Genomic DNA, 12,676 nt, shown 5'->3' with positions numbered 1-12,676 from the left:
GCCGGCTTGGGCGCTCAGCCTACTGTCCAGATCGCACGGGTGGCAGGCGCCTGCGCCGCGACGCCACGGCGGCGTCGGATCGACGAGGCTGGCGGGAGGCGATAGGCTGAATTCACTCAAGTGCCGCGCTAGATCGGCCCGCGACTATATCTGCTTGCAGCGGCTAGGGAGATGACGATGAAGGTTCACGAAGCTCTAGCCAGGTCTATACTCGACCAAGACGTCGAGGTGATGTTCGGGCTGATCGGCGATGCCAATCTCTACATGGTGGACAGCTTCATCAAGCAGGGGCGGGCCCGCTACGTGGCCGCCGCCAACGAGGCCGGCGCCGTGCTCATGGCCATCGGCTACGCGCACGTGTCCGGCAGGGTCGGGGTGGCGACCGTCACGCACGGACCGGCGGTGACCAACACGCTGACCGCGCTCATCGAGGCCTGCAAGGCCTCGCTCCCCATCGTGCTGCTGGCGGGGGATACGGCGGTCGCCGACCGTTTCCACATCCAGAACGTCGACCAGCGGGAGTTCTTTCTCGCCACGGGCGCCGGCTTCGTGCAGCTGCGCGCACCCGAGACGGTGGCCGAGGACGTCGCCACCGCCTTCCGGCGGGCCCTGGTCGAGCGGCGGCCGGTGGTCCTCAACATGCCGGCCGATTTCCAATGGATGGAGACGGATTACGTCGCGCGCCGCCACTACGCGCCCGACCGGAGCGCGCATATCGTCGACGGGCCGGAGATGGACAACGCCGTCGGCATCATTGCCGCCGCCCGCCGTCCCGTCGTACTCTGCGGCCGCGGCGCCTGCGAGCCGGCGGCACGCGCGCATATCCGCGCCCTGGCCGATCGCATCGGCGCGCCTCTGGCCTCGACGCTGAAGGCCAAGGGCGCCTTCGACGACCACCCCTTCAACCTCGGCATCTTCGGCACCTTCAGCACGCCGGTGGCGCTCGACGCCATCATGAAGAGCGACTGCGTCATCGCCTTCGGCGCCAGTCTCAACCAGTATACGACCGCGCAGGGCAGCCTGCTGAAAGGCAAGCGCCTCATCCACGTCAGCGCCGAGCCGGCTGATCTCGGCCGCCACGTCGCCCCCGATGCCGGCCTGGTGGGCGAGCCCGGGCGCACTGCGCAGCGGATGGTCGAACTCCTGGACGAGGCCGAGATCGCGGCCTCCGGCCACCGCACGGAGGAGTTGCGCGAGGCGATCGCCGGTTTCAGCTTCGGGCCGCTCGCGGTGCCCAAGCCCCGCCCCTCGACCGTCGACATCCGCCAGGCGCTGCGCGCGCTGGATGCCGCGGTCGCCCCCGAGCGCACGCTGGTGACCGATGCCGGCCGCTTCCTGATCGAGGCGTGGCCGCTGATGACCGTTAGGGATCCACGCTCCTTCGTCTATACGGTCAATTTCGGCTCGATCGGCTTCGGCGTGGCGGAAGCGGTGGGCGCCGCGCTCGCCTCGGACGGCCGCCCCACACTGCTGATCACGGGCGACGGCGGCTTCATGCTGGGTGGCCTCACCGAGTTCAACTCGGCCGTGCGGGCGAAGGTCGACCTGGTGGTCGTCGTCTGCAACGACGGCAGCTACGGCGCCGAGCACATCCAGTTTCGCAGCAAGCAGATGGACCCGGAGATCTCGCTGTTCGACTGGCCGGATTTCGCGCCGGTCGCCGAGGCGCTCGGCGGTACCGGTGTGACGGTTCGCTCCGAGGAGGATCTGGCGCGGGCAGTCGAGGCGATCAAGGGCGGAGCGCGGCCGTTGCTGATCGACCTCAAGCTCGACCCCGACAGCATGCCGTCGATCGGGCACTAGTCTAGTCTAACGGGGCGTGGACCCACGACGCGACCGTTGGGTCGCAGCTCACCTCGCCCCACTTGTGGGGAGAGGTCGGATCGCGTGGAACGCGATCCGGGTGAGGGGGCTCGCAGAGAAGGCTCAAGGCGGTCACGGCGCGATACCAAGCCCCCTCACCCCTCCCTCTCACCACTAGTGGGGCGAGGGTGCGCGCTGGCGCCATCCGCCGGTCGGCAAGCTGCCGCCGCCCCTCAAAACCCCGAGGTCACCTGGCTTTCGGTCAGCCCGGCCCCCGCCCGGGCGCTGCGCTCGCCGCTGATGCGGCGGCCCGGCCGGTCCTGGTCGTTGGAGCGGGCGGTGGCGAGGCGCAGCACCGCGGGGTAGCTCGGCTGCACCTCCATGCGGCCGGCGTGCGGGCCCTTCGACAAAATCTCGTGCACCCGCCGCAGGTTATAGCAGGGTACATACATCATCAGATGATGCTCGAGATGGTAGTTCACGTAGTAAGGCGCGATGAACAGCCGCTCGAGGACGTTGGCTCGCGTGGTACGGGTGTTGCGCAGGGGATCGTCGTTGTCGGGCACGACGGCATGCTCGGCGATGTTGCGGATGCGGGTGATGACCATCATCCAGGTGAGCAGCGGCAGGAGCCACAGCAGCGGATAGGCCCACCACACGCCGGCCGCGGAGAAGCCCGCGAGCAGCACCAGGTTCACCACCAGTTGCGGCCCGAGCTTGCCCCAGAAACGGGCGAGTCGCTGCCGCCACGGCATGGCACCCTCGCCCAGCGCGTTCAGGAGCTGCGCCTTGCGCTGGGAGAAGCCGGTCTGCCCGCTGATGTCGCGCCAGAACTTGCGGCGGTAGCTCACGGGCGTGATCGGGAAGGGGGCGGACAGCACCAGGTCCGGATCGTCGTCCTGCTGCGTGCGGGCGTGGTGCTGGAGGTGGTAGGCGCGGTAGGCGCGTGTCTCCGAGAACACGGGATAGGCGCACAGCCACTGGCTGAGCCACAGGTTGAGCCGGGCCCCGTTGGCGAGGCTCCCATGCGCCCCGTCGTGCATGAGGATGGCGAGGCCGAGCTGGCGCGAGCCGATGATGCCGACGGCCACGATGAAGGTCAACGGGTTGGGCCAGAGGGCGACCATGGCGACCGAGCCGAGGATCAGCGCCCAGGCATGCGCGATGAGCGCGGGTCCTTTCCAGCCCGACCGGGTGCGGACTTCGGCGAGCTCCGCCTCGCTCATCAGGTCCTTGGCGCGGATGCGTGGGGTCGTCATGGCGCTTCCTCGATCTTATGGTGTTGTGTCTTCACCCCGCCGAGGCCTACCTGCCGGGACCATCGGCGCGAACCAAACGCAGGCGGCCGTCGCTCGCCTCTCCGGCCATGGGTGCGATCAGGCGCAGCATCTCGATGACGAGGTCGCCGGGCGCGCGCCCCATGGCCTGGCCTTCGACGGTGACACCGACGGCCACCGCCCAGAAGCGGCGGGCCACGGTCTCCGGATCGGCCGGCGCCTGCCAGCCGCGCGCGGCGATCTCGGCGGCATAGGCGCGCAGACCTTCCGCGTGCAGCCGCGCGATGGTGCGCTCGACGAAGGGGGCGAGATCGGGCCTGCGGCGCGTCAATGTCATCGCCTCGACGAAGAAGCCGAGGCCGTCCGCCGCAAGCACGCTTTCCACCAGCGCGCGGGTATAGTCCTGCGCCGAGCGCGCCCGGCCGGCCTGTTCCTCCGCGGCGCGCGCCAGGTGCAGCACGTCGCGGCAGGCGGCCTCGACGAACAGCGCTTCCTTGGTGCGGAAGTAATAGGTGATCTGGCTCGGGAACGCGTCGGCGGCTGCCGCGATGTCGGCGATGGAGGCGCCGGCGAGCCCCCGCCGCTTGAACAGCCCGCTGGCGGCGTCGAGCAGCAGCGAGCGCGTCTGCCGGCCGGCCGCCCGCGTCGCCCGGATGGCGTGCTTGGGATCCGACGGGTTCACGAGGCGGGGGCCACCCTTCATGCCGGGCTCCAGGCGCACGGCCGCAATCTGCGACCTTCTTTGTTTGTATAGCATACAAGAATGACCGTCAACGCCGAGGCGAGGCGACGGCTGCCGCGGACGGCCCGGCCGCCTGCGGGAAAATCGAGCTTGCGGGGGTGCGGCGGCACGGCAGCCTCGCCGCGACCGGCATCGATCGATAATGTAGCCGGGCCCGCCGGTCGCGGCACGGCATGGGAGCGAGACGTCGATGAAGCAACAGATCGGCATGGTGGGCATCGGCCTCATGGGCCACGGCCTCGCCCGCAACATCGCCAGGCACGGCTACCCCCTCACCGTCATGGAGCACCCCGGCAACCGCCCGCTCGACGAGCTGCTGGCGGCGGGCGTGCGCACCGCCGCCGGCCCGGCGGAGGTGGCGCGGAGCGCCGACGTCGTCATCCTCTGCGTCACCGGCACGCCCGAGGTCGAGGCGGTGCTGACCGGGGCCGGCGGCGTGCTCGAGGGGCTGCGCCCCGGCGCCGTCGTCATCGACTGCTCCACGGCGGTGCCGCAGTCGACCCAGCGGATGGCCGCGGCCGTCGAGCGGGCCGGCGGCCGTTTCGTCGACGCGCCGATGACCCGCACCGCCAAGCACGCCCACGAGGGCAAGCTCAACCTTCTGGTCGGCGGCGCCCGCGACACCGTGGAGGAGGTGCGGCCGATCCTCGCCTGCTTCGCCGAGAACATCACCCATGCCGGGGCGGTGGGGGCCGGGCACCAGCTCAAGCTGCTGCACAATTGCGTGTCGCTCGGCTTCGTCGCCCTGCTGGCGGAGGCGGCCGCGTGCTCGGCCCGCGCCGGCATTGCGCCGGAGGTGTTCGTCGAGACGCTCGCCATCGGTGGCGGCGGCGGCGCGGCGCTGGAGCGGGTGAAGCCCTATCTCGCCAGCGGCGACCCCTCCGGTCTCCAGTTCTCGGTGGCCAACGCCTTCAAGGACATGACCTATTACGCCGAGATGGCGCAGGGCCTGGGGGCGGCGCACGCCATTGCCGACGGGGTGGCGGCGACCCTCAAGGGCGTCGTCGAGGGCGGGCACGCCCAGGCGATGATGCCGGAGTTGGTCGGCCTGCTGGGGGCGAAGGCCGGGAACTTGGGCCGCACGGAGTAGCTCCGCCGCCTACATGCTGAGGATATATCTTGCATAGGGCGCCCGCTTCTCCGCTTGCAGCCGGTCGAGGGGGCCGTAGAGCTTGGCGGCACCGTCGCAGACGGCCTTGTCGTCGGTCCGCGCGTTGAGCGCCGTGCGGTCGGCGTCGCCGAAGCCGAGCGCGTCGAGCGCTTGGTCGGCCTCCTGGTCGGTGTCGACGCGCGCCTTGGGCTTGCCCCGGCCGCTCACATAAGCCTGCTCGAGCGCCTCGAGGCTGCCGGCGAACAGCCGCCGTGCCTCGCCGTCGAGGCTGCCCGCGTCCTTGATGCCGGTTAGCCCGAACTCGGCGCAAAGCGACGGATTGGTCTTTTCCAGATAGCCCACGAGGGCGACATGGGCATTCCAGGCGGCCAGGATGGAGCCGTCGTCGGCCGCCTGCAGCGCCGGCGCCACATAGCGCGCCCGCCACTGTGCGATCACGCGGCGGCCATCCTGCCCGCTCTCGACCGCGGTCTTGAGCTCCGTCTCGAGGGCGGGATTGTCCTGCATCACCCGGCCGAACAGCGGCGTCGCCGCAAGCTGGGCGATCGTCTTGTCGAAGCCGTCGGAGGGCGGCTTAGCCGCGCCGCGGTCGTGAAGGGCGAACGCGACGATGCCGGCTGCCAGCGCCCCGCCCAGCACGGCGATCAACGTGGTGAGCTGCCGACGTCCCGGGCTCGCCGCGGGATCGTTGAGGAGAGCGCGCACTCCCATCGCGGCGCCGATGCCGACGAGCACATAGAGCAGGCCGTTCACGAGCATGAGAGACCCCCTGAAGGGGCCGCATAGCACATCGCCCCCCGGGGGCGACAGCTGCCGACCGCCGCTCACGCCGGGGAAGAGTCCTGCTCCGCGGCTCGCTTCCGCATCGGCGTCTCGCCCGAGCCACGCGCATCTGGCTCGGCCGCGTCCGCGGCGGCGGCCTCCGCCCGTGCCGCCATCAGGGCGACCGGATGCTGGCGAGAAAGGCGCGCAGCGCATGCTCGGGATGATACAGCGACGCGCCAGTCTTGCCCTGAAGCTCCGGCGCTCCGTTCCAGCCCGGCTCGATGCCCGTCATGTCCGGCAGGAGGTGGGCGATGCCCTTATGGCAATCGATGCAGGTCTTCTCCTTGGGGATCAGATATCGGCTGTGAATCTCGGCGGCGCGCCGCGTCTGCTTGGTGAAATCCATCGCGGCCGCGGAATGACAGTTGCGGCACTCCAGCGAGTCGTTGGCCTTGAGCCGTGCCCATTCGTGCTTGGCCAGCTCAAGGCGGTGTTCGAGAAATTTTTGACGCGTGGAGATCGTGCCGAAAATCTTGCCCCAGACCTCCTTCGAAGCTTGCATCTTGCGGGCGATCTTGTCGGTCCAGTTGTGCGGCACATGGCAATCGGGGCACGATGCGCGCACCCCGGATCGGTTTGAGAAGTGCACCGTCTGGGTCAGTTCCTGATAGACGTTGTCATGCATCTCGTGACACGAGACGCAGAATTTCTCCGTATTGGTGATCTCCAAAGCCGTGTTGAAGCCACCCCAGAAGAGCACACCGCAAATGAACCCGCCGAGCGTCAGAAAGCCGAGGCTGAGATAGGCGCTGGGCCGGCTGATGATTCGCCAGAACCAGACGGCCCAATTCCAGACCCAAAGGAGCAGAGCCTTGGCTTTTCTCATCGATGCCCCCGCTATCGCTTCCGGCCAAAAGCGTTGGCATCCTGGAAGGTGTTAGGCACCAGGGGGCGCGCATCGGTCTGCTGAACATGGCAAGCGGTGCAGAAATAACGGCGCGGCGTCACGTCCGACAGCACCTGTCCGTCGCGATCCTGAAAATGGGTCACGCTGATCATCGGTGCGCCCGAACCTTCGGTGAACTCTCGCTTGTGGCAATCGAGGCACCGGTTCGTGTTGATGGTGAGCTGATAGCCGTCGATCGCGTGCGGGATGATCGGCGGCTGCTCGGGATAGTTTCGCATGCGCCGGATGTCATCGACGACCGGCCGATCGAGCGGCGGAATCCGGTGATCGGCCATGGGCGGCTCATCGCCCGTCAGCCGTGGAACGATCTTCGGCGATGCGCCATCCTGTGACAGAGCTCCGAAGCTGATGACGACGAGGGCTGCCGCCACGGCTCCGAGGACGGTCGAGCGGCGCGTCGTGTTCAGACCGCCAGGATCTTGACCGCGCATTTCTTGAAGTCCGTCTGCTTGGAGATGGGGTCAGTGGCGTCGAGAGTCGCTTTGTTGATAAGTTGGCTCGCGTCGAACCAGGGAACGAAGACAACGCCTCGCGGCATCCGGTTACGCCCCCGTATCTCGACCCGGGTCAGCAACTCGCCGCGTCTCGACACGAGCCTGATCTCGGCGCCCTGATTGAGCCCGCGGGCACGGGCGTCTTCCGCATGCATGAAGCAGCGCGCACCGGGAAAAGCCTTGTAGAGCTCCGGCACCCGCATGGTCATCGACCCCGAGTGCCAATGCTCCAGTACGCGTCCTGTCACCAGCCACAGATCATACTCCGTGTCGGGGCTCTCGGCGGGTGGTTCGTAGGGAACCGCGATGATGCGGGCCTTGCCGTCCGCATTGCCGTAGAACTCGACGCCTTTACCCGGCTTCACGTAGGGATCGAGACCCTCACGGTAGCGCCACAGCGTCTCCTTGCCGTCGACCACCGGCCAGCGCAGCCCGCGCACCTCGTGATAGGTGTCATAGGGCGCCAGATCGTGCCCATGGCCGCGGCCGAAGGAGGCGTATTCCTCGAATAGCCCCTTCTGCACGTAGAAGCCGAAGTCTTTGGCTTCGGCGTTTTCATAGGCCGGGTTGAGCTCACTCAGGGGAAAACGATCGACATGCCCATTCTTGAACAGCACCTCGAACAGGGTCATGCCGGCATAGTTCGGATTGGCGTCGAGGATCTCGCGCGGCCAAACCTCGTCGGTGGTGAAGTGCTTCGAGAACTGCATCATCTGCCAGAGGTCGGAACGTGCCTCGCCCGGCGCCTTGACGAGCTGGTGCCAGACGTGGGTACGGCGCTCGGCGTTGCCATAGGCGCCCTCCTTCTCCACCCACATGGCGGCAGGCAGGATGAGGTCGGCGGCCATGGCCGTCACCGTGGGATAAGCATCCGAGACGACGATAAAATTGTCCGGATTGCGATAGCCGGGATAGGCCTCCTGGCCACTGTTGGGTGAAGCCTGCAGGTTGTTGTTGACCTGAATCCAATAGAAATTGAGCTTGCCGTCCTTGAGCATCCGGTCCTGCTCGACGGCATGATAGCCGGGCTTGTCGGGAACGATGCCAGCCGGCACACGCCAGATCTCCTCCGCGCGCTCGCGATGCGCCGGGTTGACCACCGTCATGTCGGCCGGCAAACGATGGGCGAAGGTGCCGACCTCGCGCGCCGTGCCGCAAGCCGACGGCTGGCCCGTGAGCGAGAATGGGCTGTTCCCCGGCTCCGATATCTTGCCCGTGAGCAGGTGTAAATTATAGACGAGCTGGTTCGCCCAGACGCCGCGGACATGCTGGTTGAACCCCATGGTCCACAGCGAGACCACCTTCCGCTTCGGATCGGCATAGAGTTCCGCGAGCTGCTCGAGGAAGCCGGGTTCCACCCCCGCGAGAGCGGAGATCTTGTCGAGCGTGTAATCCTTGACGAAGGCGGCATAAGCCTCGAAGTCGATCGGTGACGTTGCGGCCGGATCGGTCGCCTTCCTCGCTGCGAGTTCGCGCGGATCGTCGGGCCGCAGCCCGTAGCCGATATCCGTAGCGCCTTTCACGAAGGTGGTGTGCCTATTGATAAAATCCTTGTTCACCCGACCCGTCGAGATGATGTAGTTAGCAATATAGTTGAGTATCGCAAGGTCTGTTCCAGGCTTGAAGACGATCGGGATGTCGGCGAGGTCGGCGCTGCGGTTGGTGAACGTCGAGAGCACTGCGACCTTGACATGAGGATGCCCCAGCCTGCGGTCGGCGACCCGGGTCCACAGGATCGGGTGCATCTCCGCCATGTTGGAGCCCCAAAGAACGAAGGCGTCCGCGGCCTCGAAGTCGTCGTAGCAGCCCATGGGCTCGTCCATGCCGAACGTGCGCATGAACGCGTATGCCGCGGATGCCATGCAATGGCGGGCGTTGGGGTCGAGATTGTTGGAGCGAAAGCCGGCGCGCATAAGCTTTGTCGCGGCATAGCCTTCAAAGATCGTCCACTGGCCGGAACCGAACATGCCCAGCGCGGTCGGTCCCTTCTCGCGCAGCACCTGCTTGGCCTTCTGCGCCATCACCTCGAACGCCTCCTCCCAGGAGACCGGCGTGAACTCGCCGTCCTTGGCGTAGACGCCGCCCTTCTTGCGCAGCAGCGGCTGAGTCAACCGGTCGGCGCCATACATGATCTTGGAGAGGAAATAGCCTTTCACGCAGTTGAGCCCGCGGTTGACCTCGGCCTTCATGTCGCCGTGGGTCGCGATGACCCGGCCCTCCTTGACCCCGACCATCACGCCGCAGCCGGTGCCGCAGAAGCGGCAGGGCGCTTTCGACCACGTGATCTCGAGCGCATCGACCCCGCCGGCCACCGGTTGCGCGCGGGCCGGCAGGCTCACGTTGGCCGCCAGCGCGGCAATGGCCGCCGCCTGGGTCTTGAGTATCTCGCGGCGGGAGGGTTCCATCATTCAGCTCCCCAGTCGTCGACGGGTTCGATCTGCTCGAACACGAGATTGGCCGAGAAAACCCCATCCATGAGAGCGATCGCCGTGAGCCGGCTGCCTATCTCGCCCGTGTTCCGGCCTTCCATGACGATGACGATCTTCGACCCTTCGATGCCGCTGATCTCCGTTGCCGGAAGCATCGCGATCTGGCGGGCGATATCCGGGCATCGCTCCGGACGGGCGGTCACGACGGCACTGGAGATATGCAGGGATCGCGCAGGCCCGGATTCGCGCCCCTGAGCTTCGGAATGAAACCGCCCTGTCAGGAAGCCGCGTCGGTCGACGTTGCGGTCATTGCTGGACATCATTGCCCCTTACCGCGGTGGCCCGGGAGGCCCGAAGATCACTTGCAGCATCCAGATGATGAAGCCATAACCACCAACCACACCGACCGCGAGAATCGGCCAGATCAGAATGGCGAGTACAAAAAAAGCGAAGATCTCGCCTCTTTTTGTTGCGTCGCTTGCAACGCTCTCACCCGCCTGATCTTGCATGATTGATCCTCCCCAAGCAACGGAGCTAGCCGAAGGGCAGGTTAAGATCCTTGCTTGCGAGGCTAGCGCTTGGCGCACCGGCCGTCCAATTAAAATTGAGAATTGTTCTAACGAAGTTATCACAGGAATTTGATGTGCTCGCCAGCACTGGCTGGCACGCGCGGGCTTGGCGCCGTCGTCCGGCTATCCATCGCCTCGGACAGGTCCTAGCGGGCGGCCTCGAACAGTGAGCAATAGGGCAGCACGCCGGTCCGCGGATGGCAGTTCACATATTCGAAGCTCGCCGCCGCCGGCATGACGAAGAGCTCGTGCCAGGTCACCACCTCGCGCTTCGCCTTGAACTTGCGGTTCATGGCGATGGCGTGGTGGTAGATGTCGAGGTGCGTCTGGTGCGACCTGGCCCAGGCTTCGAGCTGCTCCAGCGCCAGGAAATAGGCCAGCACCGAGGTCTCGGCCCGCCCCGCGCCGTCGGCGTCGATGTTGGTCATGACACGCAGGGCCAGCGTGCCGGTATCGCCCTTGTGGCCCGCCAGGTAGTCCATGCCGCGCATCAGCTTGGGCTCGAGGTTCTCGCGGTAGTCGCCGAGCTGCTCGGGGCCGGCGTCCTCCCAGAACTGGCCCGAGCGCAGCACGCACATGTTGTGCGGCGTGGCAGCGGTGAGCCGCTTGCCGCGGCTCGCCACCGGCCGGGCCTCAGGCGGCGCGGCCGCGAGCGGGCTCTCCAGCGCATCGATGGCCGAGAGCGGGATGCGGTCGCGCGCCGCGCCGAAATAACCGTTGGTGGTCATCGCCACGATGGCCGCGCCCGCCGTCCGCGCCAGCCCGATGCGGTAGCCGGGCGCCGAGTAGATCGTCTCGTGCCGGTCGTAGGGCACGGCGATGGCCTCGCGCCAATAGCCGATCCCCGGCTCGGCCAGCCGCGCATCGTCCGCCAGCCAGCGGGCGACCGTCGAGCCCCGCGACCAGCGGGCGTAGGCGGTGGTGTCCGTCCAATAGCCCACGGCGACGGCGTTGGTCTCCCCCGCCTCGTCGACGAAGCGCATGACTTCGTGCGCCGCCGGCCCGTCGGCCTCGCCGAAGCCCGTGGTCAGCCGCTCCAGGAAGCCGGCCTGCCGCTCGGGCGGCAGCCCGTGCCCCTGCATGGCGAAATAGGCCGAGATCAGTTCGCCCACCGGCTTGTCCCAGCGCAGCGTATAGCGGGGCGCCGCCGGCTGGTGCCCCTCCGGCCGGCGCGCGGGGACAGTGCGCGGATACTCCACATGGAAGGTCATACCGGCTGCTCGCATATTCGATATTTCGAATTAAATTCGATAAGAAGAATAGATGGCAATTGCTCGGAGGGTCAACCCAGCGGGGAGCGCCGGCCTGGCGGCCGCGTTTCCAGGCGGATGGATAGCCGGGTCAAGCCCGGCTATGACGTTGCACATGAGGGCGCCTCGCCCCCCAACCGCGTCGTGGCCGGGCTTGACCCGGCTATCCATCCACTTAGGAATCCGGCGCCCCGCTCCCCGCGCTTGACAGATGGCCCGGTTCCGTCGACTCCACACGCTTCGATATATCGAAGCCCCCGCCCGGAGCCGCCCATGCCCGCACCCCAGGCCAAGGCCAAGAGTGCCCCCGCGCTGGTGCGCGGCCTGCGCGTGCTGGAGATGATCGCCGCGGCGCCCACGCCGCTCAACCTCACCGCCATCGCCGCCGGCCTCGGCGTCGCCATGAGCTCGGCCCATTCGATCTGCGTCACGCTGATCAACGAGGGCTATATCGCGCGCGCCGGCGACGGCCGCTTCGGCCTCACCCTGCGCGTGCTCGATCTCGCCCGCGCCAAGATCGCCAGCTACGAGCCCGCCGACCACTTCCATGCCGCCTGCGACGAGATCCAGCTCATCCGCGAGAACGGCGCCACCATGAGCGTGCTCGACGGGCCGGACGTCTATTTCATCGCCGCCCGCAACAGCCCTCAGCCCCTGGGCGTGACCTTCCGCCCGGGTGCGCGCATGCCCGCCTGCTGCACGGCGAGCGGCCGCGCGCTGCTGGCCGCCCTCACCGACGAGGAGGTGTGCCGCCTCTACCCGCAGGAGGCGCTACCGCAGCTCACCAAGGACCACCCGAAGCACCGCCGCGAGCTCCTCGCCCTCCTCGCCAAGGCGCGCCGCGCCGGCTATTCGACGGAGATCAAGGGCACCCGCCCGCACATGTATTCCTACGGCGCCCTCGTCGCCCCGCCCTCCGGCCGGGCGCAGGCCGGCGTCGCCATCACCATGTACGAGGGCGACATCACGCCCGCGGTGGAGCGGCAGGCGATCGAGGCGATCCGGACGCTGGCGGAGCGGCTGGCGCGGTTTGGGGATCTGGTGGGGTAGGGTGGAGCGTCATGGCGTGGCTCCACAGCGCCATCAACTGACATTGTTGGCCCGGCTGAAGCTGGATGTTGGCGTATTGGTTGGCGGAGCCCCGCGTCCTGCGCGTCACCCCTGGCTTGCGCTTGGAACTCAAGCTAAACTCGTCGCGAGAGACACATCGAACGAATTTGTGGCGACAGCCCAACATGAGCGTTCACCCAACCGAGGGGCCAGACCGTA

At 67.5% G+C, this 12,676-nt stretch carries 12 protein-coding genes; 3 read left to right on the top strand and 9 right to left on the bottom strand.

The genetic code is table 11. The features are described from left to right. Positions 1-177 precede the first annotated feature (177 nt). Positions 178-1,803 carry a thiamine pyrophosphate-binding protein gene (locus IEW34_RS02600; RefSeq protein WP_244641699.1) on the top strand — a complete coding sequence of 542 codons (1,626 nt, stop codon included), beginning with the start codon at positions 178-180 and terminating at the stop codon, positions 1,801-1,803. A 233-nt stretch (positions 1,804-2,036) separates the two neighbouring features. Here IEW34_RS02600 and IEW34_RS02595 read toward each other — a convergent pair whose 3' ends face one another. Both IEW34_RS02595 and IEW34_RS02590 read right to left on the bottom strand, forming a co-directional pair. Beyond that, positions 2,037-3,062: a fatty acid desaturase family protein gene (locus tag IEW34_RS02595; protein ID WP_188607544.1), complete on the bottom strand. Its 1,026-nt coding sequence runs from the start codon at positions 3,060-3,062 to the stop codon at positions 2,037-2,039. A gap of 46 nt (positions 3,063-3,108) precedes the next feature. Further along, positions 3,109-3,783: a TetR/AcrR family transcriptional regulator gene (locus IEW34_RS02590; RefSeq protein WP_188607543.1), complete on the bottom strand. Its 675-nt coding sequence runs from the start codon at positions 3,781-3,783 to the stop codon at positions 3,109-3,111. Positions 3,784-4,012: 229 nt separating this feature from the next. On the opposite strand from IEW34_RS02590, the gene IEW34_RS02585 reads away from it, so the two are divergent. After that, positions 4,013-4,912: an NAD(P)-dependent oxidoreductase gene (locus IEW34_RS02585; protein WP_188607542.1), complete on the top strand. Its 900-nt coding sequence runs from the start codon at positions 4,013-4,015 to the stop codon at positions 4,910-4,912. Between the two features lie 9 nt (positions 4,913-4,921). On the opposite strand, the gene IEW34_RS02580 is transcribed toward IEW34_RS02585, so the two are convergent. The 7 genes from IEW34_RS02580 to IEW34_RS02550 form a co-directional block, all read right to left on the bottom strand. Beyond that, complete coding sequence (locus IEW34_RS02580) at positions 4,922-5,692, bottom strand: hypothetical protein (protein WP_188607541.1); 771 nt, start codon at positions 5,690-5,692, stop codon at positions 4,922-4,924. 178 nt (positions 5,693-5,870) lie between these two features. Further along, positions 5,871-6,584, bottom strand: coding sequence for a cytochrome c3 family protein (locus IEW34_RS02575; protein WP_188607540.1), 714 nt, complete (start codon positions 6,582-6,584; stop codon positions 5,871-5,873). 11 nt (positions 6,585-6,595) lie between these two features. Beyond that, a complete protein-coding gene (locus IEW34_RS02570; RefSeq protein WP_188607539.1) occupies positions 6,596-7,096 on the bottom strand; it encodes a nitrate reductase cytochrome c-type subunit in 501 nt (166 codons plus the stop codon). Next, the gene (napA, locus tag IEW34_RS02565; protein WP_188607953.1) at positions 7,069-9,564 is read right to left on the bottom strand and encodes a periplasmic nitrate reductase subunit alpha; all 2,496 of its coding nucleotides are present in this window, start codon (positions 9,562-9,564) and stop codon (positions 7,069-7,071) included. The genes IEW34_RS02570 and napA overlap by 28 nt, the downstream gene beginning before the upstream one ends. Further along, positions 9,564-9,908, bottom strand: a complete 345-nt coding sequence (locus IEW34_RS02560) for a chaperone NapD (protein WP_188607538.1) — start codon at positions 9,906-9,908, stop codon at positions 9,564-9,566. Before IEW34_RS02560 ends, napA begins: the two co-directional genes overlap by 1 nt. Positions 9,909-9,917: 9 nt before the next feature. Continuing rightward, a complete protein-coding gene (gene napE / locus IEW34_RS02555) occupies positions 9,918-10,097 on the bottom strand; it encodes a periplasmic nitrate reductase, NapE protein (protein ID WP_188607537.1) in 180 nt (59 codons plus the stop codon). A gap of 206 nt (positions 10,098-10,303) precedes the next feature. Further along, entirely contained in the window at positions 10,304-11,368 is a 1,065-nt protein-coding gene (locus IEW34_RS02550; protein ID WP_188607536.1) for a phenylacetaldoxime dehydratase family protein, read from the bottom strand. Positions 11,369-11,680: 312 nt separating this feature from the next. Between IEW34_RS02550 and IEW34_RS30420 the strand changes: the two genes are divergently transcribed. Further along, on the top strand, positions 11,681-12,457 hold the full coding sequence (locus IEW34_RS30420) for an IclR family transcriptional regulator (RefSeq protein WP_188607535.1): 777 nt from the start codon (positions 11,681-11,683) through the stop codon (positions 12,455-12,457). Positions 12,458-12,676: the final 219 nt, after the last annotated feature.

Origin of the sequence: Chelatococcus reniformis, assembly GCF_014640075.1 — a bacterium.
GTDB lineage: Bacteria > Pseudomonadota > Alphaproteobacteria > Rhizobiales > Beijerinckiaceae > Camelimonas > Camelimonas reniformis.
The sequence above is the reverse complement of the archived record's forward strand: the minus strand, read 5'-3'. Positions and strand labels throughout refer to the sequence as shown.

Bases quoted from the DNA above. Each gene is read 5' to 3' on its own strand.
- IEW34_RS02600 (WP_244641699.1), top strand. From the start codon at position 178: ATGAAGGTTCACGAAGCTCTAGCCAGGTCTATACTCGACCAAGACGTC.
- IEW34_RS02595 (WP_188607544.1), bottom strand. From the start codon at position 3,062: ATGACGACCCCACGCATCCGCGCCAAGGACCTGATGAGCGAGGCGGAG.
- IEW34_RS02590 (WP_188607543.1), bottom strand. From the start codon at position 3,783: ATGAAGGGTGGCCCCCGCCTCGTGAACCCGTCGGATCCCAAGCACGCC.
- IEW34_RS02585 (WP_188607542.1), top strand. From the start codon at position 4,013: ATGAAGCAACAGATCGGCATGGTGGGCATCGGCCTCATGGGCCACGGC.
- IEW34_RS02580 (WP_188607541.1), bottom strand. From the start codon at position 5,692: ATGCTCGTGAACGGCCTGCTCTATGTGCTCGTCGGCATCGGCGCCGCG.
- IEW34_RS02575 (WP_188607540.1), bottom strand. From the start codon at position 6,584: ATGAGAAAAGCCAAGGCTCTGCTCCTTTGGGTCTGGAATTGGGCCGTC.
- IEW34_RS02570 (WP_188607539.1), bottom strand. From the start codon at position 7,096: ATGCGCGGTCAAGATCCTGGCGGTCTGAACACGACGCGCCGCTCGACC.
- napA (WP_188607953.1), bottom strand. From the start codon at position 9,564: ATGGAACCCTCCCGCCGCGAGATACTCAAGACCCAGGCGGCGGCCATT.
- IEW34_RS02560 (WP_188607538.1), bottom strand. From the start codon at position 9,908: ATGTCCAGCAATGACCGCAACGTCGACCGACGCGGCTTCCTGACAGGG.
- napE (WP_188607537.1), bottom strand. From the start codon at position 10,097: ATGCAAGATCAGGCGGGTGAGAGCGTTGCAAGCGACGCAACAAAAAGA.
- IEW34_RS02550 (WP_188607536.1), bottom strand. From the start codon at position 11,368: ATGACCTTCCATGTGGAGTATCCGCGCACTGTCCCCGCGCGCCGGCCG.
- IEW34_RS30420 (WP_188607535.1), top strand. From the start codon at position 11,681: ATGCCCGCACCCCAGGCCAAGGCCAAGAGTGCCCCCGCGCTGGTGCGC.